The organism is Rhodanobacter lycopersici, assembly GCF_040812335.1.
Classification (GTDB): Bacteria; Pseudomonadota; Gammaproteobacteria; order Xanthomonadales; family Rhodanobacteraceae; genus Rhodanobacter_A; species Rhodanobacter_A lycopersici.
Map to the genome: position 1 here is coordinate 388,941 of NZ_JBFOHK010000003.1, position 21,401 is coordinate 410,341.

12 protein-coding genes are annotated in these 21,401 nt (G+C 66.9%); 5 read left to right on the forward strand and 7 right to left on the reverse strand.

All coding sequences use genetic code 11. The annotated features are described in order from the left end of the window. Window positions 1–28: 28 nt before the first annotated feature. From ABQJ54_RS13135 to ABQJ54_RS13145, 3 genes are all read right to left on the reverse strand, one after another. Window positions 29–475 (reverse strand): response regulator, encoded by a 447-nt coding sequence (locus ABQJ54_RS13135; RefSeq protein ID WP_367854763.1) that lies wholly within the window; start codon window positions 473–475, stop codon window positions 29–31. Next, window positions 472–2,268, reverse strand: a complete 1,797-nt coding sequence (locus ABQJ54_RS13140) for a sensor histidine kinase (RefSeq protein WP_367854764.1) — start codon at window positions 2,266–2,268, stop codon at window positions 472–474. Before ABQJ54_RS13140 ends, ABQJ54_RS13135 begins: the two co-directional genes overlap by 4 nt. Window positions 2,269–2,380: 112 nt before the next feature. Next, window positions 2,381–4,690 (reverse strand): GH92 family glycosyl hydrolase, encoded by a 2,310-nt coding sequence (locus ABQJ54_RS13145; protein WP_437343360.1) that lies wholly within the window; start codon window positions 4,688–4,690, stop codon window positions 2,381–2,383. Between the two features lie 184 nt (window positions 4,691–4,874). Here ABQJ54_RS13145 and ABQJ54_RS13150 point away from each other — a divergent pair, with 184 nt between their 5' ends. From ABQJ54_RS13150 to ABQJ54_RS13170, 5 genes are all read left to right on the forward strand, one after another. Continuing rightward, a complete protein-coding gene (locus ABQJ54_RS13150) occupies window positions 4,875–5,933 on the forward strand; it encodes a LacI family DNA-binding transcriptional regulator (protein ID WP_367854766.1) in 1,059 nt (352 codons plus the stop codon). A gap of 104 nt (window positions 5,934–6,037) precedes the next feature. Next, window positions 6,038–7,270 (forward strand): L-fucose:H+ symporter permease, encoded by a 1,233-nt coding sequence (fucP, locus tag ABQJ54_RS13155; RefSeq protein WP_367854905.1) that lies wholly within the window; start codon window positions 6,038–6,040, stop codon window positions 7,268–7,270. Between the two features lie 9 nt (window positions 7,271–7,279). Further along, on the forward strand, window positions 7,280–8,254 hold the full coding sequence (locus ABQJ54_RS13160) for a carbohydrate kinase family protein (protein ID WP_367854767.1): 975 nt from the start codon (window positions 7,280–7,282) through the stop codon (window positions 8,252–8,254). Between the two features lie 11 nt (window positions 8,255–8,265). Next, window positions 8,266–9,510: an AGE family epimerase/isomerase gene (locus tag ABQJ54_RS13165; protein ID WP_367854768.1), complete on the forward strand. Its 1,245-nt coding sequence runs from the start codon at window positions 8,266–8,268 to the stop codon at window positions 9,508–9,510. Window positions 9,511–9,541: 31 nt separating this feature from the next. Continuing rightward, window positions 9,542–10,936, forward strand: a complete 1,395-nt coding sequence (locus tag ABQJ54_RS13170) for a glycoside hydrolase family 47 protein (protein ID WP_367854769.1) — start codon at window positions 9,542–9,544, stop codon at window positions 10,934–10,936. Between the two features lie 91 nt (window positions 10,937–11,027). Here ABQJ54_RS13170 and ABQJ54_RS13175 read toward each other — a convergent pair whose 3' ends face one another. From ABQJ54_RS13175 to ABQJ54_RS13190, 4 genes are all read right to left on the reverse strand, one after another. Continuing rightward, on the reverse strand, window positions 11,028–12,566 hold the full coding sequence (locus ABQJ54_RS13175; RefSeq protein WP_367854770.1) for a sialate O-acetylesterase: 1,539 nt from the start codon (window positions 12,564–12,566) through the stop codon (window positions 11,028–11,030). Window positions 12,567–12,793: 227 nt separating this feature from the next. After that, window positions 12,794–15,526, reverse strand: a complete 2,733-nt coding sequence (locus tag ABQJ54_RS13180; protein ID WP_367854771.1) for a beta-glucosidase — start codon at window positions 15,524–15,526, stop codon at window positions 12,794–12,796. A gap of 75 nt (window positions 15,527–15,601) precedes the next feature. Then, entirely contained in the window at window positions 15,602–17,854 is a 2,253-nt protein-coding gene (locus ABQJ54_RS13185) for a beta-glucosidase family protein (RefSeq protein ID WP_367854772.1), read from the reverse strand. Window positions 17,855–18,180: 326 nt separating this feature from the next. Further along, complete coding sequence (locus tag ABQJ54_RS13190; RefSeq protein ID WP_367854773.1) at window positions 18,181–21,396, reverse strand: TonB-dependent receptor; 3,216 nt, start codon at window positions 21,394–21,396, stop codon at window positions 18,181–18,183. Between the last annotated feature and the right edge of the window lie 5 nt (window positions 21,397–21,401).

Genomic DNA, 21,401 nt, shown 5'->3' on the forward strand with positions numbered 1-21,401 from the left:
CCTTTCCCCTTGTCTCGTGGCCGCCACGTCAGTCCTGTTCCGGCGCCTGGTTCAGCACTGCCCAGAACTGCCCCAGCGTGCGCACCGCGGTGAAGAACTGGTCCACGTCCACCGGTTTGATCACGTAGGCGTTGACGCCGAGGTCCCAGCTGCGCGCCAGGTCGCTCTCCTCGCGCGAGGAGGACAGTATCACCACCGGGATGCGCCGCAGCCTCGCGTCGGCGCGCATCCGGGTGAGCACTTCCAGGCCGTCCATGCGCGGCATCTTGATGTCCAGCAGCACCACCGCCGGATTGCCGGGCTCGCGCGTGGCCCATGCGCCGCGGCACTGCAGCCAGTCCATGCACTCCACGCCGTCCTGCAGATGCACCACCGGGTTGGCCAGGTTGGCCTCACGCAACGCGTCCAGCGACATTTCGGCGTCGGCCATGCTGTCCTCGACCAGCAGGATGGTGCGGATGTAGCGATTGATCATGGGGTCCTCTCAGATGATGTGCCGGACAGATCCCGTGCCGGCAGTGAAAAGTGGAAGCGCGCGCCGCGATCCGGCTCGGCCTCGGCCCAGACCCGACCGCCGTGGCGGGCAAGGATGCGCCGCACATTCGCCAGGCCGATGCCGTTGCCCGGGAAATCCGAGGCGTGATGCAGGCGCTGGAACACGCCGAACAGCTTGTCGGCATACTGCATGTCGAAGCCGGCACCGTCGTCGCTCACCGTGAACTCGTAGTCGCCGTTGCGGCTGCGCTGCACGTCCACCGCGATGTGCGCCAGCTCACGCTGGCCGGTGTACTTCACCGCGTTGCCGATCAGGTTCTGCCATACCGTGCGCAGCATGTTCTCGTCGCCCACCACGATCGGCAGCGGCGCGATCGACCACGCGAGGCGCCGGCCCGGCGCCTCCGCCTCGCACAGCGCGCGCGCCTCCTCGGCCAGCGACTGCATGTCCACCGGCTGCAACCGCAGCGCGCCGCGGCCCAGGCGCGAGAACACCAGCAGGTCGTCGATCAGCTGCGCCATGCGCTGCGCCGAGTTGCTGATCACGTCGAGGTAGTGGCTGCCGGTCTCGTCCACCCGCTCGCCCAGGTGCTGGCGCAGCTTGCGCGCGAAGCCGGCGATGTGGCGCAGCGGCGCGCGCAGGTCGTGCGAGACGGAGTAGCTGAACGCCTCCAGCTCGCGGTTGACGTCGGAGATCTGCACCACCTTGCCTTCCAGCTGGTGGTTCAGCTCGTTGACCTTCTGCTCGGCCAGCGCGCGCGCGGTGACGTCGCTCACCGTGAGCAGCAGCGCCTGCGCGTCGCTGTCCTGCTGCTGGATGCGCCGCGCGTTGATCACCACGTGGCGGTCCACGCCGTCGGCGGTGCGCTGCACCTGTTCGTAATCCCACAGTTCGCGGTTGCGCAGCAGCACGTCGTTGAGCCGCTGCTGCAGCGCGCTGTCGCTCCAGGCGCCGTCGCCGATCTGCGGCAGCGGCAGCGCGCGGTGGTGCTTCGGGTCCATCCCGTACAGCTCGCTGAAGGCGGCATTCACCAGCAGGCTGCGCAGCTGCTCGTCGAACAGCGCGATCGGCTCGCGCACCGCCTGCACGATCATCTGCGAACGCAGCACCGCGCGGCCCTCGCGGGTTTCCGCCAGCTGGCGCTTGCCGATCTGCCGCTCGGACGAGATCACCACCACGATCAGCAGCACCAGCTGCGCCAGCGCGGTGAGCCCGAGCACGAACTGGCTGCGGGCCACCTGCTGCGCGACGTCGCGGGTGCGCTCGGCCAGCAGGCGGTCCTCGGTCTGCGCGATGCCGTCGATCAGCACGTGCATGTGGAACAGGTCGCCGGTGTCGCGCAGCGACTGCCGCGCGCCGGCGGCATCGCCCTTGTGCAGCCGCGCCAGCGCCTGGTCCACCAGGGTGATGCGGCCGTTGGTGACACTCTCCAGCGCACCGATGCGCGCCTGCTGGTCGGGGTTGTCGCGGGTCAGGTTGCGCAACTGCGCCAGCAGTGCCGGCACCTGCTCCTTGGCGCCACTGGCACGCAGCTCGGCCGGCTCGTCGCCATCGCCGGCGAGGATGCGGTAGCTCGCCGCCTCGCTGTCGCGGATCAGGTAGGCGATGCGGTAGGTGAGCGCCTTGACCGTGCTGGCGTGGTTGAGCCAGAGATTGGCCTGCTGCGTCTCGTCGGCCATCACCCGCGTGGCGAGGTACGGCAGCGCCACGATGACGACCATCGCAAGCAGCAAGCCGGCGACGCGCCAGCGCAGCAGACCCCTGACTTTCATTGGACGGTCGTCATCGGAGGCTCTCGCCCGGGCCGTTCCGGGCACCGGGCTATTCTGCGCAGGTTTTGTCGCCAGCCACCAGCCTGGCGAAGCGGCCTGGCGAAGCGGCCGCTCACGGTCCGTAGGCGCTCATCGACGTCGGCCGCGCCGTCACCGCCGTGCCCCACTGCCGGTTCGGTTCCGCCTGCATCACGAAGCGCAGCTCGCCGCCGGCAAGGATGTCGCCATGGCGCAGGTAGACCCGGTCCAGCGGCTTGCCGTTCAGCGTGATCTGGCCGACATACGGATGCGCGTCGTCCAGATGCTCGGCCACGATGGTGAACGTGTGGCCGTTCGGCAGGTGCAGCACCGCCTTGGGCACGAACGGCCGGCCGATCGCGTACTCGACGCTGGCCGGCGTCACCGGATAGAAGCCCAGCGCGGTGAAGATGTACCAGGCCGACATCTGGCCGAGATCGTCATTGCCCACCAGGCCGTTCGGGCCGTCGTGGTACTGGCTGTCCATGATCTGCTTCAGGCGCTGCTGCGTCTTCCAGGGCGCGCCGGCATAGTCGTACAGGTAGGCGATGTGGTGGCTGGGCTCGTTGCCGTGCGCGTACCAGCCGATCAGGCCGGTGATGTCCTCCACGTTCTTGAAGATGGCCGGATCGACCTTGGCGTCGAACATCTGGTCGAGCTTGCTGACGAATTTCTGGTCGCCGCCATAGGCGGCGACCAGTCCGGCCACGTCCTGCGGCACGTACCACGAGTACTGCCAGGCATTCGCCTCGGTGTAGTCGCTGCCGTACGCGGCGGAGGTGGGGTCGAACGGGGTGCGGAACTGGCCGTTGCTCAACTTGGCGCGCATGAAGTCGGTCTTCGGATCCCACACGTTGCGCCAGTTGGCCGCGCGTTTCTCGAAGGTCGCGTAGATGCCGTGCTTGCCCAGGGCCTTGGCCATCTGCGCGACCGCCCAGTCGTCGTAGGCGTATTCCTGGGTCTTGGAACCGGCTTCCGTTTCCTTGTCGATCGGCACGTAGCCGAGCTTCATGTAGTCGGCCAGGTCGCCGTAGGGGCCGTAGGTGGCGGTGGACACCATCGCCTTCAGCGCCTGGTCGGCATCGAAGCCGCGCACGCCCTTGATGTAGGCGTCGGCGATGATCGCTACCGCGTGATAGCCGGTCATGCACCAGGTCTCCAGGCCCTGGTACGCCCATACCGGCAGCATGCCGAACGGGCTGTCCTGCTGCGCGGCGATCAGCGAGCGGATGAACTGCGTGCTGAGGTCAGGCCACAGCAGCACCATCAGTGGCTCCTCGGCGCGGTAGACGTCCCACATCGACCAGCTGGAATAGAAGTCGAAAGTCCCTTCCTTGTCCTGGGCCTTGTGCACCTGATGGTCGGGGCCGCGGTATTCGCCGTTGACGTCCATGCTCAGCGTGGGTGCGAGCATCGCGTGGTAGAGCGAGGTGTAGAAGCCGGTGCGCTGCGCCGGCGTGCCCTCCACGTCAATGACGGACAGCGCCTTGTTCCATGCCGCGGTGGCGTCGGCGCGGCGAGCGTCGAAATCCCAGCCCTTGCCGTCCTGGTCGAGGTTGGCGATGGCGTTGGCTTCGCTCACCGACGAGATCGCCACCTTCACCAGCAGCGGCTTGTCGAGCTTGCCGAAGTCGAACACGCCCTCCAGCGCGCGGCCGTTCTCGGCGTCATGGTCCTCGGGCTGGTTGCCCGGCCCCGCGAAACCCTTGTAGAGCACGTCCGTCTCGCGGTCGTACAGCGTGCGCGAGACCATGGTCTGGTTGAAGCGCATCGCGAAGCACAGCTCGCGTCCCGGCGCCCAGCCGCGCGTGGTGCGGCAGCCGCTGACGGTGCCATCGCTGCGCACGCGCAGGCGCGACCACAGCACCTTGCCCGGGTAGTCGTAGATGCTGGGACGCAGGTCCAGCAGCAGGTGCGCGGGCTGGTTCTTCGGGAAGGTATAGCGGTGCCAGCCGATGCGGCGGCTTGCAGTCAGTTCCGCGCGGACGCCGTAGTCGGTAAGCGTCACCGCGTAGTAACCGGCCTGCTCCACTTCGCTGGCGTGGCTGAAGCGCGAACGGTAGCCGCTGCCCGGCTTGGTAGGATCGCCCGGGTCCAGTTTCACCTCGCCGGCGATCGGCATCACCAGCACGTCGCCCAGGTCCGAATGGCCGGAACCGGAAAAGTGGGTGTGCGAGAAGCCCATGATGGTGGGGTCGCCGTACTGGTAGCCGGCGGCCCACTTGTAGGCGTGCTTGAAATCGGGCATCGCGGTGTCGGGCGAGAGCTGGATCATCCCGAACGGCACGGTGGCACCGGGAAAGGTGTGGCCGTCACCGCCGGTACCGATGCGCGGATCGACCGCGGCCGCATGGCCATTCGCCGCCGCGGCACCGGTGGACAACAGGACCAAGGATGTCGCCATCGCGACCGTCAGCCAGGCATGTGGACCATGCAGTTTCATGAGTCTCCCCTTGCATCGAAATTTGGATCGTTCCAAGCTGCAGACGCTAACATCGGGCCACGCACCGATGCATGTTGCATCGCGGAACCATCTGTGTTCAGGTTCCGGTACATTTTGATCGTTCCAATCGACCACGACGACGAGCATGGCCACGGACAGCACGCCTCACGCCAACCGCAAGGTTACCCTCACCGACATCGCCGCAGGCTGCGACGTGTCGCGTGCCACGGTGTCGCTGGTGCTGCGCGGCAGCCCATTGGTCAACAAGCTCACCCGCGCGCGGGTCGAAGAGGAACTGCGCCGGCAAGGTTACGTGTACAACCGCGCCGCGGCCAACCTGCGCCGGCGCACCTCGTCCAGCATCGCGCTGGTGCTGAACGATCTCGCCAACCCTTTCTTCGCCGAGTTCGCCACCGGCGTGGACGAAGCGCTGGGCGGCGGCGGCTACGTCACCCTGCTGGGCAGCACCGGTGAATCGATCGCGCGCGAGCAAGCGGTGCTCGGCTCGCTGCTCGAGCACGACCCGGCCGGCATCATCCTCTCGCCCGCCGAAGGCAGCGCTGCCGCACGGGTGCTGGCCACCGTGGGTATGCACACGCCGCTGCTGCTGTTCAACCGCGAACTCACCGGCGAAGCTTCGCCCGATGCGCCCTGGGACCGGCTGATGCTGGACAACCAGCGCGGTGCGCGGCTCGCCACCGAGCACCTGATCGCGCTGGGCCAGAAACGCATCGCGTTCTTCGGCGGCCATGCCAGCTCCAGTTCCTGCCAGCAGCGCCACGCGGGTTACGTCGAGGCGATGCAGGCGGCCGGGCTGCCGATCGAGCCGCACTGGCGCATCGAGTGTGCGCCGAACCGCGTGGATGCCGCGGCGCAATGCGGCGCGCTGTTCTTCGACACGCCCGCGCCCACCGCGGCGGTCTGCTACAACGACGCGGTAGCGCTGGGCCTGATGCTGGGCCTGTATCAGCGCGGCGTGCAGCCGGGCCGCGACTTCGCCGTCACCGGCTTCGACGACATCGCCGAGGCCGCGCTGAGCGCGCCACCACTCACCACACTCGCCTCCAAGCCGCGCGCGCGCGGACGCCAGGCGGCCGAACTGCTGCTGCAACGCCTGCGCGACCCGCAGGCAACGCCGCAGCGCACTGTCGTCCCGGTGCAGCTGGTGGTGCGCGGCAGCAGCTGCCCGCCGCCCGCCGCCTGATTCCGCCCCAGGGGAAACGAATGGCCTTCGCCTCCGCACCGCAATCTTCGCCTGCCGCCGGCCGCGGCACCGACAGCGGCCATTTCACCGATTACCCGGCGGCGATGGCGTCCTGCACGGTGATCTTCTTCATGTGGGGCTTCCTGACCAGCCTCAACGACGTGCTGATCCCGCACCTGAAGGCGCTGTTCACGCTCGACTATTCCCAGGCGATGCTGGTCCAGTTCGTCTTCTTCGGCGCCTACTTCCTGATGTCGCTGCCAGCCGGCAGGCTGGTGGAACGGATCGGCTTCAAGTTCGGCATGGTGACCGGCCTGCTGATCGCCGGCGTCGGCGCGGCGATGTTCTGGCCGGCCGCGCAGTGGCGGAACTACGACCTGTTTCTGGCTGCCTTCTTCGTGCTCGCCACCGGCATCACCGTGCTGCAGGTGGCGGCCAATCCCTACGTCGGCCTGCTCGGGCCGGAGCGCACCGCGTCCAGCCGGCTGACGCTGGCGCAGACGCTCAACTCGCTCGGCACCACGCTGGGTCCGAAGCTGGGCGGCATGGTGATACTCGGCACCATCCTCGGCGCGGACCAGCTCGGCAAGCTGACCGACGCGCAGCTCGCCGCCTACCACGTGCAACAGGCGCAGCTGGTGCAGGTGCCTTATCTGGTGCTGGCCGCGCTGCTGGTGCTGCTGGCGCTGTTCGTCTGGTGGGTGCGCCTGCCTACGCGGCTGGACCAGGCGGCCGCCGACGACGGCGGCCATTCGCTGTGGGATGCGCTGCGCATTCCGCACGTCGCCTACGCGGTGCTTGCGATCTTCTGCTACGTCGGCGCCGAGGTGTCCATCGGCAGCTTCCTGATCAGCTACCTGTCGCAGCCGGAAATCGGCAACATCAGCGAAGCCCACGCGGCCGACTACGTCGCCTATTACTGGGGCGGCGCGATGCTCGGCCGTTTCATCGGCACCTTCCTGCTGGCCCGCTTCAATCCGCGCCAGCTGCTGGCGCTGTTCGCCGCCATCGCCGGCGCGCTGGTGCTGACCAGCATGCTCAGCCACCACGGCTTGGCGATGTACACCATCGTGGCGGTGGGCCTGTTCAACTCGATCATGTTCCCGACCATCTTCGCGCTCGGCATCGAGCGCCTCGGCCCGCTGACCGACAAGGCCTCCAGCCTGCTGGTGATGGCCATCGTCGGCGGCGCGGTGATCCCGAAGCTGCAAGGCATGCTGGCTGACCACATCGGCATCCACCCGGCCTTCGTGCTGCCGCTGCTGTGCTACGCCTACATCATCTTCTACGGCCGTCGCGGATCGAAGATCCGCGGCCTCGCCACCAGCCCGAAGTGATCCCGCCCCATGCATTCCGTACTCTGCTTCGGTGAAGCACTGATCGATTTCCATGCCGAGGGCCGCGACCCGCACGGTTATCCACGCGCCTTCGTGCCCTTCGCCGGCGGCGCGCCCGCCAACGTGGCGGTGGCAGTCGCCAAGCTCGGCGGCGCGGCGCGCTTCGCCGGCATGCTGGGTACCGACCTGTTCGGCGACATGCTGCTGGACAGCCTGCACCACGCCGGCGTGGACACCCGCGACGTGGCGCGCACCGGCGAAGCGAACACTGCGCTCGCCTTCGTGGCGCTGGACGCGCACGGCGAACGCAGCTTCAGCTTCTACCGGCCACCTTCAGCCGACCTGCTGTTCCGGCCGCTGCATTTTCGCACCGATGCCTTCAACGACACCGCGGTGTTTCACGTCTGCTCCAACAGCATGACCGAACCCCTGGCTGCGGAAACCACCCGCGAAGGCATGCGCCGCGCCCGCGCCGCCGGTGCGCTGGTGAGTTTCGACCTCAACCTGCGTCCCGCGCTGTGGCCGCAAGACGCCGACGCGCGCGCGCAGGTATGGCCGGCACTGGAGCTGGCCGATCTGGTGAAGCTCAGCGCAGAAGAATTCACCTGGCTCGCGGTGGACGGCGAGGCCAACATGCTGGAGCGCCTGTGGCAGGGCAACACGCGCCTGCTGGTGGTCACCGACGGCCCGAACCCGTTGCGCTGGTTCCATCCCGACGCCGAGGGCGAGCTGCCTGCCTACCGCGTGCCCGCGGTGGACAGCACCGCCGCGGGCGATGCGTTCGTCGGCGGCCTGCTGCAGCAACTGACCGAACAGCAGGTCGGCCCGCACGACCTCGACGCGCTGGTCGCCACCCTGCCGCGCCTGCACGCGCTGCTGCGCTACGCCGCCGCTGCCGGAGCGCTGGCGGTGACGCGGCAGGGCTCGTTCGCCTCGCTGCCGACCACCGACGAAGTCCACGCCTTCATGGCATCACACTCCTGAGTCCGCCACGCATGCATTCCGTCCTGCCCGCCACGCCGCTGCCCGATTTCCGTTCGCCCGCCTTCCTGCGCCGACACATCGCCGACACCATGGCGTTCTACCACCCGCACGCGATCGACCCGGCCGGCGGCTTCTTCCAGTACTTCAAGGACGATGGCACGATCTACGACCGCAGCCACCGCCACCTGGTGAGCAGCACGCGCTTCGTCTTCAACTACGCGATGGCGGCGATCGAGTTCGCCGACGATGCCAAGCTCGCCGCCGAATACCACGACGCCGTGCGTCATGGCCTGCGCTACCTGCGCGAGGTGCACCGCAATGCACAGACCGGCGGCTATACCTGGACGATCCGCGACGGCAAGCCGGAAGACCGCACCAACCACGCCTACGGCGTCGCCTTCGTGCTGCTGGCCTACTCCAGCGCGGTCAAGGCCGGCATCACCGAAGCCTCCGCGTGGATGGACGAGACCTGGGAGTTGCTGGAACGGCGGTTCTGGGATGCCGAGGCCGGCCTGTACCGCGACGAGGCCGACGCCGACTGGCACTTCAGCAGCTACCGCGGCCAGAACGCCAACATGCACATGTGCGAGGCAATGCTCGCCGCGTACCAGGCCAGCGACGACGTGCGCTATCTCGACCGCGCGCTCATGCTCGCCGACCACATGACACGCCGCCAGGCCGCGCTGGCCGACGGCCTGGTGTGGGAGCACTACGACACGCAGTGGCGCATCGACTGGGATTACAACAAAGACAACCCCAAGCACCTGTTCCGCCCCTGGGGCTTCCAGCCCGGCCACCAGACCGAATGGGCCAAGCTGCTGCTGATCCTCGAGCCGCTGCTGCTGGAACGCAACCGCGAGGAACGCTGGCTGCTGCCGACCGCCCGCCACCTGTTCGACACCGCGGTGAAGCATGCGTGGGACGACACGCACGGTGGCCTGTGCTACGGCTTCGCGCCCGACGGCAGCGTGTGCGACGACGACAAGTATTTCTGGGTGCAGGCCGAATCGCTCGCCGCCGCCGCCCTGCTGCACGCGCGTACCGGCGATGCCGGCTACGCCGCGTGGCACGACAAGCTGTGGGCGTATTCGTGGCAGCACTTCGTCGACCACGAATACGGTGCGTGGTACCGCATCCTCGCCCGCGACAACCGCAAGTACAGCGACGAGAAGAGCCCCGCCGGCAAGGTCGATTACCACACCATGGGCGCGTGCTACGAGCTGCTCAACGTGCCCGCACCGGCCGGCGGCGGCTGACTCCCGCGCCACCATCCCGGAGGGCATCCGCATGTTCAAGATCTCGAGCCTGATCGGCAGCGCGGCCCTGCTCGGTGCGCTGGCCTTGCCGTTCTCCGCCATCGCCGACACGCCCGCTGCCGCACCTGCGGCGCTGGACCATGCCGCCATGGCGGCACAGGTCAAGACCGAATTCCTGCACGCCTGGGACAACTACGAGCGCTATGCGTGGGGGCATGACGAGCTGATGCCGCTCAGCCGCAAGCCGCACGACTGGTACGGCCAGTCGCTGCTGATGACGCCCGTGGACAGCCTCGACACGCTGATCCTGATGGGCCTGAACAAGCAAGCCGACAAGACCCGCCGGCTGATCGACACGCAGCTGTCCTTCGACAAGGACATCTACGTCAAGAATTTCGAGATCACCATCCGCCTGCTCGGCGGCCTGCTGTCCAGCTACGAGCTGACCGGCGACAAGCGCCTGCTGGCACTCGCCGACGACCTCGGCCACCGCCTGCTGCCGGTGTTCGACTCGCCGACCGGCCTGCCGTACGTCGAGGTCAACCTGCGCACCGGCAAGGTGCGCGGTACGACCAGCAACCCGGCCGAGACCGGTTCGCTGCTGTTCGAGTTCGGCACGCTGTCCCGGCTCACCGGCAACCCGGTGTACTACGCCAAGGCCAAGCGCGCAGTGGTCGAGACCTACAGGCGCCGCTCGAAGCTCGGCCTGGTCGGCTCGGCCATCAACATCGAGACCGGGCAATGGCTCGACAGCACGTCGCATGTCGGTGGCGGCATCGATTCCTACATCGAATACCTGTGGAAATGCTGGCTGCTGTTCGGCGACAAGGATTGCCTGGCGATGTGGCGCACCAGCATCGCCGCGATAAACCGCTATGTCGCCGACGACCGCGACGGCCAGCTCTGGTACGGCCATGTCGACATGAATACCGGCAGGCGCACCGCGACGGAATGGGGCGCGCTGGACGCGTTCTTCCCGGGCCTGCTGGCGCTGTCGGGCGATCTCGATCGCGCGAAGCGCCTGCAGGATTCCTCGTTCCGCATGTGGAACCTGCACGGCATCGAGCCGGAACTGCTCGACTATCGCGCGATGAAGGTGCTCGACCCGGCCTATCCGCTGCGTCCGGAAATCGTCGAATCCACCTACTACCTCTACCACTACACCCACGACCCCAAATACCTGGCGATGGGGCGCACGATGTTCGAGGACTTCGTGAAGTACTGCCGCACCGACGGCGGTTACGCCGCGCTGAAGAGCGTGGTCACCAAGCAGAAGGACGACGACATGGAGAGCTTCGTGTTCGCCGAGACCTTCAAGTACTACTACCTGCTGTTCGCCCCGGCGAAGACCCTGGACCTGGATCGCGTGGTGCTGAACACCGAGGCCCATCCATTGCAGCGCCAGCCGCTGGCCAGCCCGCACTGAAATGCATCCGTGGCTGCGGCGCCGCATTCGTCGAACGCGACAGCCGCCTGCGCAATTGCCCATTGCCATGGGAACCGGGCGGCCTTTTCCCTCACGGTGCCGGGACGTTCTCCTCGGTGGTGAAGGGGGAAGCCGGCAGGCCGGCGTGGTTGTAGAGATTCAGCACTGGAGCGTTGGCCCACCCGTAGCGGACGTAGGCGGGGTGCGGGACGACCGGACTGGACACCAGCACGGTTTCGCCGTCGATCCGTGCCGTTGCGGGAACGAACCTGTGATCGGATCCGGCGACCTCGAAGCCAGTCAACGTCCCGCCCTTGGCCACCAGCCCGCCAGCGACGTGATCGAACCAGACCCGCATCGCCGGCCCTTCCGGGCTGCCCACCGGATTGGCTTGCCGGTATAGCGGCCCGGAGTACTCGACCTTCGCGCCATAGGAAAGGGCCAGCGCGGCGAGCGCCAGGCGATGCCCCACATCCTGCTTGTCCGCGTAGTGCACGTTGTCCGGGTCGCCGATATCGGCGGTCACGGCCATGGCGGTATTGGCAAGGCCCAGGGTACGTCGCTGTGCTTCGCGGACGACGGCCCAGTTTTCGGCCGGCACGGAGGTGAAATTGGCCAATTGCACGAACAGGAACGGAAAGTCGCCCTCGCGCCAGTGCTTGCGCCAATCGTGGATCAGCGCCGGAAAGATGCGCTGGTACATCGCCGCGCGTTCCACCGGGGTGTTCTGCGCGCCCTGGTACCAGATGACCCCGCGAATGGGGAAGTTGACCGCCGGTGCCACCATGCCGTTATACAGCCATGACGGCGCCCACGATTCCAGATCATCGGGTTGCCACGGATGCCAGGGCAATGGCTTGCCCGCAGCGCGCGCGGCATCGTCCTTGCGTTTCCACATGGCGTCGATCGCCGGGCGGTCCATGTTGTCGTCAGAGATGCGCGCCCACTCGGCGAAGACCGGCATGAGTCCGGCGTTCGCGCCAAGCGTGTCCATGCTTACCCAGGCTTCTCCCGGGGTTCCGCCCCAGCTCGAATCGACGATGCCGACCGTGACGTGTTCGCGCTGCGCGATCTCCCTGGCAAAGAAGTAAGCCACGGCCGAGAAGGTCGACGCGGTCGCCGGCGTGCACAACGTCCACGTAGCGCCTTGATCCGGCTGCGGATAAGGGGAAGCCTGGTCGGGAAAATGCAGCAGGCGCACGTTGGCGTGGGTGGCATTGGCGATCTCCTTGGCGCCGTCGCGTACCACGGCCGAACCCGGGAAGCCCATCAACGGAAGCTGCATGTTCGACTGGCCCGCAGCAAACCACACATCGCCAACCATCACGTCCGTCAGCGTGATCCGGTTGGCTCCACTCACCGTCAGCGAGTACGGCCCGCCGGCCTGTTCCGGCGGCAGATGGATGCTCCAACGGCCCAGATCGTCGGCTTCGGTCCGGGCCTTGACGCCGTGGAACGCCACGGCAACCTTCTCGCCCGGCGTGGCCCATCCCCAGACATGAAGAGGCTGGCCACGCTGTAGCACCATGTGGCTGGAAAGGATATGCGGCAACCGGACTTCAGCGCGGATCGGCGTCGTGGCAAAGGCCAGGGCGAGGCTGGTGACCAGCGCGAATACGTTTTTCTTCATGACGGCGTGTTCCTGGCGTTCGTGTACGGCGCACCAATCTTCGCCACGTGGCGCATCCATTCGGCTGGCGCACGTAAAAAAACCCCAGCCGGAGCTGGGGCTCGGGGAAAATCCAGGTCGAGAGACGACGACAATGGGGCTGGAATCATCACCGGTATCCGGCTGGTGCGATTTGAACTCGATGGCATGGCGAAGGAGGCTGCAGAGCAAGCGCCCGGCAGCCTCCTTCAGTGGACGTCGCCTGCGCTCGCGACATGGACGACCGCCTGCAGTGGGAGATGGGCCGACGAATCGCCCACCAGGACCCGGTAATCGCCCGCCGCCACGTGCCAAGCATGCCTGGCCGAATCCCATGTCGCGAACGCGCGCGCCGGGATCCGGAGGCTCACCTGTTGCCTGGCGCCCGGTTGCAACGTCACCTTCGCGAATGCCCTGAGCTGTCGCGGCGGCTCGCCGGCGCCGACCGGAAACGCGAGATAAAGCTGCGCCACTTCCGCGCACGCGCGCTTCCCGGTATTGGCCACGTCGACCGTGGCGGCAACCTCGGCCGCCGCGTTCAGCGTGGCGGGCGCAACTGCCAGGTGGCTGAACGCAAACGTCGTGTAGGACAACCCGAAGCCGAACGGGAACAGTGGCGCGAGCTTGCGGGCGGCGTACCCGCGGTAGCCCACGTCGAGCCCTTCGGCGTAGTGGACCTTGCCATCGACGCCACCCCACTCGGCCGGGGTGGCCGCCGGCACCTGCGCCAGCGTCCGCGGGAACGTGACCGGCAGCTTGCCCGACGGGTCCACGTCGCCATACAGCAGCGCCGCGATGGCATTCCCCGCCTGCTGGCCCGGATACCAGGCCTCGATGACGCCCGCGACCTTGTCGAGCCACGGCATGGCCACCGCGGAGCCGGTGTTCAGCACCACGATCGTGCGCGGGTTCGCCGCGGCCACGGCCTCGATCAAGGCGTTCTGGTCGCCCGGCAGGTCGATGCCGGATTCGTCGAACGCCTCGGACTCGAACTTGTTGGCGTAGACGATCGCGACGTTGGCCTGCGCCGCCGCGTGCGCGGCCGCCGCGATCGTCGCCTGCTCGCCCGGCAGCAACCAGCCCAGATTGACGAACGCGTCCGCCAGATGGACACCCCCCATGCCCACCCACCACTCGGCCTTCTGCGTGCCGGGCGTGAACGCATAGTCGACCTCGATCGACACCGGCTTGCCGGCGGTGAGCCGTACCGTTCCCGTGCGCGTCTCGCCCACCGACAGGGCCTCGCCGGCGACGACCCGGGCCTCGGCCGCCTGCTGGGTCAGCGTCGGCGCGCGCACCGCCGAGTGGGCGTCGATCACCGGCTTGCCGGCGATCACCAGCCGGGTGCTGCCGTGCCCAGTCAGGCCAAACGTGTACAGCCCCGACGCCGGCGGCGTCAGGCTGCCCTTCCAACGTACCGAAAACGCATGACCCGCCACGACGCCGGGCACCGGGGCGCCACTCCACACCGCGGCAACGTCAGGTACCGTCCGCGTCGCCACCGGGGCACCCGCGAAATGGGCGTTGGCAAAATATTCGATCTGCAGGCCCTCGCCGCCACTGCCCGCAAAATGCGTCCCCGTGATGGTGGGATACGCCTCACCGGGGCCGATGACGCCCGGCGCATAGATGGTCTTGGCGCCCGCCCTGGCCGCTCGCTCGCGAATGCCCGCGAGCGGGGTGACGACGCCGGTACCCGGCACCGAGGCGCTGCCGCCGCCGTGGGTCAAGGTATCGAACCCGGCGCCGGTGCCGATGACCGCGATGGTTTCGTCCGCGCTGCCGAGCGGCAGCAGGCCGTGTGCGTTCTGCAGCAGCACCGCGCCGTCCTCGGCCACCTTCAAGGCCACCTGCACGTGCGCTGGCGTGGAAGCCACGGCATCGGCGTGGCCGCGCGCGGTGCGATCGAACAGTCCGAACCGGAACTCCTGTGTCAGGATCCGACGCGCCATTTCATCCAGCCTCGCCTGAGGCACCTTGCCAGCCTCGATCGCGGCCGCCAGCGCCTTGCCGAAGTACTGGTCGCCCGGCATCTCCATGTCGAGGCCGCCGTTGGCCGCGGCAACGGTGCTGTGCGTGCCGCCCCAGTCGGACGTGATGAAGCCGGTAAACCCGAAGTCCCGGCGCAGGATGGCGTCGAGGTAGGGATCCTCGCAGGCGTTGGTGCCGTTGATCCACGCGTACGAGCACATCACCGAGGAAGGATCGGCCGCACGGATCGCCGCGTCGAACGCCGGTGCGTAGAGCTCGTGCACCGCACGGTCGCTCACCACGGCGTTGTCCTGCGGCGCGTTGCGATACGTCTCCTGGTTGTAGACGGCCCAGTGCTTGACCTGCGCCATCACACCTTGCGACTGGACGCCGGCAATGGTGCCGGCCGCAACCTGGCCGGTCAGGTAGGGATCCTCGCTGTAGCTCTCGAACGCCCGGCCCCAGCGCGGGTCGCGCACGATGTTTATGGTGGGCCCGAGGTCGACGTCGACGCCCTTGGCCTTGTCCTCGGCGCCGATCACCTGCCCGTACTCGCGCGCCAACGCCGGGTCGAAGCTCGCCGCGAGAGCGGTGGCCGATGGCAACTGGGTCGTGTCCGGCAGGCGCACCCCGACGGGGCCGTCGTGCAGGGTGAGCTCGGGGATGCACAGCGCGGGGATGCCGGCAACCCGCCCGGCGTAGGGATCAGGCACAGCCACGCCATGTACGAGATCCAGCTTGTCGGCCTGCGACATGCGCGCCAGGAGTTGCGTCACGCGATCCGCGATGGGGGCCTGCGAACCCACCCAGGGACAGGCCGGGTGCGCAGGCATCGCGCCAGCCGCGTGCTGCGTGGCCGGAAGCCCAGCGGGTGATCCGGCGGCCATGGCCATTCCCGGCGCCATGACGACCACCACGGCCAGCGAGTACGCCCGCAGCCATCGATGCCATTGCTCGAATCTGTTCACCATCGTCCCTCCGCATTCATTGCTGTCCGCACCCGCACGGGATTCCGAGCGTCGCGACAAGTGTCCCCGGCCGAATACCTACGGCACGCGGAACGTCGCCTTGAGCGGCGTATCCGCGGACGAGGAACCGGCCAGGATCGTGTAGGTCCCCGGCAGCCGCACGAAAGCATGCTTGCCGGTGTCGTAGATCGACTCGCAAAGATCGTTCAGCGCAACGGCCACGCTTTTTGCCTCACCGGGAGCGAGCGTCACGCGGGTGAACCCCACCATGCGCTTGTAACTTTCACCGGCGGCGCTGGGCAACACCGCGTACACCTCGGCGATCTCGGTGCCTGCGCGCTTGCCGGTATTGCGCACGGTGAGGCTGGCGCTCTTGCCATCGGCGGCCACGTTCAGGCCCGAATACGCATACGTGGTGTAGGACAGCCCGAAGCCGAACGGAAACAGCGGCGCGAGATGCTGCTGCTCGAACCACTTGTAGCCGACTGCGGCCCCCGCCTTGTCGTAATTCACGGTGAACTGCGCAGTCGGCACCTGCGCATCGGTCTTCGCGGCCGCAAACACGGCGGGCGTGAGCCCGGTCACCTGCGGATACGGCAACTGGTCATCGCTGCGCGGAAACGTCACCGGCAGCTTGGCCGAAAAATCGACGTCGCCAAACAGCAGGTTGGCCAGCGCCTGCGCGCCGCCGATGCCGGGATACCAGGCCTCGACGATGCCCGCCACCTGGTCGGCCCACGGCATCAGCACCGGGCCGCCGGTTTCCAGTACCACCACGGTGTGCGGGTTGGCCGCGGCAACCGCCTCGATCAACGCGTCCTGGCCATCCGGCAGCGCCAACGTCGGGCGATCCATGCCTTCAAGCATGTGCTGCTGGGCAAACACGATCACCACCTGTGAGTTGCGCGCGAGCGCTGCAGCAGCAGCCGGATCGGTGCCCGGGTCGAACGTGACCTTCGCATCCGGCGCATGCCGGCGGACGGCCCGCAGCGGCGACGACGGGAAATACACGGCCTCGCCCCATTTGGCGCCGCCCGTGTGCGGATCCGCCGCATTGCCTCCGGGCGCATCCACCTGGGCCGAGCCGCCGCCCGACAGCACACCGACGTCCGCATGGGCGCCGATGATGGCGATCGACTGGACGGACTTCGCGTCGAGCGGCAGCAGCTGGCGCTGGTTGCGCAGCAGCACCATGCTTTGCTCGGCGATGCGCCGGGCATCGTCGCGCCCCTCGAACGGGTCGATGACATCGCGCGGCTCGACCGGATGGTCGACGACGCCGGCTGCGAACATGCTGCGCAGGATGCGCTGATCCATCGCGTCCAGCGTCGCCATCGGCACCTGGCCATGTTCGACGGCCTGCTGCAGCGGTGTCCCGAAATAGCTCTTGCCATCGAGGCTGCTTGGCATTTCCATGTCCAGCCCGGCCAGTGCGGAGGCCACGGTGGAATGGGTTCCGCCCCAGTCCGACACCACGAACCCCTTGAAGCCGATGTCCTTGCGCAGCACCCGCGTCAACAGCCACGGATTCTCGCAGGCATACACGCCGTTGACCTGGTTGTAGGAACACATGACGCCGGCCGGCTGCCCGATGTCGATGCCGATGCGAAACGCCAGCAGGTCGCTTTCCTGCGCCGCCCGATCGCCGATGACCGCGTTGTAGTAGGAGCGTCCGGTCTCCTGGTCGTTGAACGCGTAATGCTTGATGTCGCCCATCACATGCTGCGATTGCACGCCACGGATGAGGTTGCCGGTCATGGTGCCGGCCAGCAGCGGATCCTCACCCGCGTATTCGAACGTGCGCCCGTTGCGCGGCTCGCGCGTGATATCGACGCCGCCGCCGATCGACATGTTGAAACCCTGTGCGCGCAGCTCGCGCCCGATGACGCTGCCGTAGAGGAACGCCGCCTGCGGATCGAAGCTGGCCGCGGCGCCCACCGTGGAAGGCAGCAGCGTGGCGTAGCGGCTGAGGTACGCGGCGCCGCGCACGCCCACCGCCGAATCGTCCATGTGGATGCCGGGGATGCCGAGGCGCGCGATGGCGGGCACGTAGCCCGCGCCGTAGTTCCAGCCTTCGGGGATGGGGTTGCCCGGGATCAGCGAGGCCCAGCCGGTGCCATGCACGAGCTGGATCTTCTCGGCCAACGTCAGTTGCTTGACCACCAGCTCGGCGCGCGTGTCGGGCGACAGCGCCGTATTCATCCAGGGCCGCGCGGCGGATGACGACGAGGCAGGTGGAAGCGCCTCGGCTTCCTCGGCCCACGCCGCCCCCGCAACCGCGAGCAGCATGGATGACGCCAACATCGTGCCCAGCACCCTCGTCATCGACATGTCTCATCCTCCAGTCAATCAACCATCGGCCTGTCCCGCGCATGCCCCCGGCGGGGAGGCGGCGGAACCCGTACCAACACCACCGGGTCGCGCTTCTGCGCCCATGCGCATCCAAGCGATGAAAACCGCACCGCGCAGCGGGCTTCGCCACCCGGCTTCTTTCCATCGCTCGGACTTCCAGGAATATGAGGTGCCTGCATGGCCCAAGGGGGAGGGGGAAAATCGTCGGGCCATGCAAGCACAGTTGCCGTGGAGCCGCGGCAATCCCGCCACGGCTTCACAACCAACCCGTTGCCGCGCCAGCCATCCGTGGGGGCGCCTGCCGCTTACAGCTTGAACCTCACGCCAGCCATGACGTAGCGCTCGGAGAGGCTCGAGTAGTACTTCTCGCTCGGCCAAACGAGATAGAACTGCTGGCGCTCGTTGGTCAGGTTTTCACCCTGCAGGAATACCTGGAAGTTGCGATTGACCTGATAGCTCACACTCGCATCCAGGTAGTGCGTTTGCGTCTGGTACACCTCGAATCCATCCACGCCTGCGTAATTCGACTGCACCGCCCGCTTGCTGCGATAGTTCTCGGCAAGGCGGATCTGCAGGCGATCATCCTGGTACCACAGAACGAGGTTGCCCGATTTCTTCGAGTTGTCCTGGAACGGTATCGCATGGCCGGCAAGGTCGTTCTGCCCCCCGACGGCGCTCGGTGAATACGTCGCATTGACCTCGGCACCCAGGTGCGACAAGACCCCAGGCAGGAACGTGAACGCCTGGCGGTAATCTCCTTCGTATCCATGAAGGATCGCGCCAGCTCCCTGCACCGGTTCGGTGACGGCAACGCACCGCCGGACGACGCCATCCTGATCCGGGAGTGCACAATCCTCGACGCTGCTGTTGGAAATGAAACTCGCCACGTTGATGTGGAAGTAGTCAAAACTCAATATGCTGCTCGGGTTGATGTACCACTCCAGCGAAACATCGGTGTTGGTGGATCGCCACGGGTTGAGGTTGGGGTTGCCGGTGGAGGACGCACCCGTAACCGCCTCAACCGATTGCCCATTGGGCAAGGTCGTGATCTGGTAGGTCGGGCTGAGTCCGCCGCCCCACTGATCCAGAGTCAGCGGCATCATGTTCTTTGCAACCGCCACACGAGCGATCAGGCTCGGGGTGAGGTCGAGCGCCAGATTGAATGCGGGCAACAAGTCGTTGTACGACCGGCTCGTACCCAGGGTGCCAATGGCAGGGGCATTCAGCCCGTATGGAAGACTTCCCCCCGATATGAACTGCGTCACATCGAGATCCGTGTGGATGTACTTCAGGCCGAAATTGCCGCTGAACGTCATGCCGCCCACGTCGCCATTGAAGTTCAACTGGCCGTACGCGGTACGCTCTTTCAGCAGCACGTTCCAACTGTCTCCCGGGAAGAAATCCAACGCCGCGTTGCCGTCCTCGACCGTGTTGTACCACTGGTACGGATTCCGCATGGAGGACGGGTTCACTGCCCAGCCAGTCAGCCCCTGCACCTGGCCCGGGTTGACCAGTCTCTCGATGTTGCCGCTGAGAATGCCGGGTAGCTGGGTGAGCGGCCCGGTCTGCAGGTTGCCACGGTAGGCTTCGCCGGCGGCGTTGCCCGCGGTGCATGCGCCCGCCACGCCGCCGCCATTCGCCTGCAGGTCGGATGTCGTCCATCGCATCTGGCAACCCTGCGGATCGGAAGCGCCATTGCCCGCATACTGGAAGGCCGTGTAATCGTAGGTATTCAGATAGGCCGAACGGATGCTGCTGCGCAGGCCAAAATCCACGTTGAGGTTGTCGTTGAACCGGAAGTTTCCGTCGGCACGCACGATGTTCATGCCCGAATGCGCTGCGCTGCTGTTCCCGTAGATGCTCTTGGCGACGTAGCTGTTCTCGTTGGCAAGCTGCTGCCGCAAGGCAGCCGGAAGGCTCACCGCCGGGTTTTCGCCGGTCAGGTTGTAGCTGATGGGATACGCGTAGGCCGGCAATCCATTCGGGTTGAACGCATAGTTGCCGTTCGGGCCGGCGTACTCGGTGGGCGGCAAGGGTGCCAACGCGCCGGTGCCCACCATGGTGGTAGGCCACTGCGAGCCGTCACCATTCGACAAGTCGATGGTGGCGTTGTTCATGACCTGGCTGGCGGTTGCGTTGACGTAGCGCACGCTGCCGGTGAACGCGCCACCGTTGTCGTAGTCGAGCTTGAGGTTCCAGTTCCGCGCGATCGACTGCACCAGATTGCCGGTCGACTCGGGCTCCACGTCACCGGGCCAGAGGTTGTAGCTCTGCACGGTGTAGAACCGCTGGCCGGTCGCTGCACCGCTGGTCAGGATGGCGTTGGTGGGAGTCGATTGCGCCGGCAGGCTGGTCGGCGCCTGCTGGCTGACCGGCAGCGCGTAGATGCTGGCAATCAGGGTGGTCTGATCTTCCTTGTTGTAGAACCCGTCGGCAGTCAGGGTGAAGCCGCTGCCGAAGTCGTACTGGAAGGAGCTGTTGAGGCCGGTGCGCTTGGGCTGGATCAACTGATTGGCCGCATAGAGCCGCGGCGGGCTGTAGAACGCGCCATCGGACTTGCCATCACCATTCACGTCCACCGAACCGTCCGCCAACCTCACGATCTGTGACGGCATCGTCTTGTTGTCCCAGGTACCCGCCTCATCCAGGTAACCCAAGGGGCCACCCGCGGAGGCCGCGTTCTCGCCGGCAATCACACCCGTCTGGTTCGGCTGCCAGCCCTGGGTGCCCCAGTTGTGGACGAAGTCCGAATACGAGGCACCAACCAGGATGCCCCACTTGCCGTTGTCGTTGTACCCGAGCTCCAGGTTGCCAGACGGCTTGGTCTTGTCCGTGACGCTGCCACGACCGCCTTCGACGGTGCCGGCAACCGTCCACCCGGACGGCAAATCCCAGGGACGCTGTGTCCGCAGGTTCACGGTGCCCGAGATACCGGACGTCAGGTTGTTTGCGGTGGCGGACTTCAGGACGTCGACGCCCGAGAACAGCTCCGAGGGCAGCGTCTCGTAGTTCGGCTGGTTGCTGTCGATGTTGTCCGCGCTGAGGAAGGACTCGCCGTTGATGAGCGTCTGCACCTCGGGCAGGCCACGGATGTTGATTTGCGAACCCTCACCCGCAGTCTGGTCGACCTGCACGCCGGTCACGCGCTGCAGCGAGTCGGCGATCGTGATGTCGGGCAACTGGCCAATGCTCACCGAGGTGATGCTGTCCTGGATGTCAGGCGCAGTCCGCTTCAGGTCGATGGATTGCATCTGCGACCGGAGCAGGCCAGCCTGCACCTGAACCCCCTGCAGGGTCTTGGCCTCCTTGTCGGATGCGGTCTTGCCACCGTTGCCCTTCCCGGCATCCGGCGTACCCGTCGTCTGATTGGCCGTGGCGGTCTGTGGTGCGGCCGCGGATGCGTTCTCTCCGTTCGGTGACTGGCCGGTTGCCGCCGGTTGTCCCCCCATAGCGAAAGCGGCTGGTGCAAGCGCCATCGCCACGGCGCTTGCCAGCGCAAGTCTTGCCATCTGCTGTTTCATTGTTG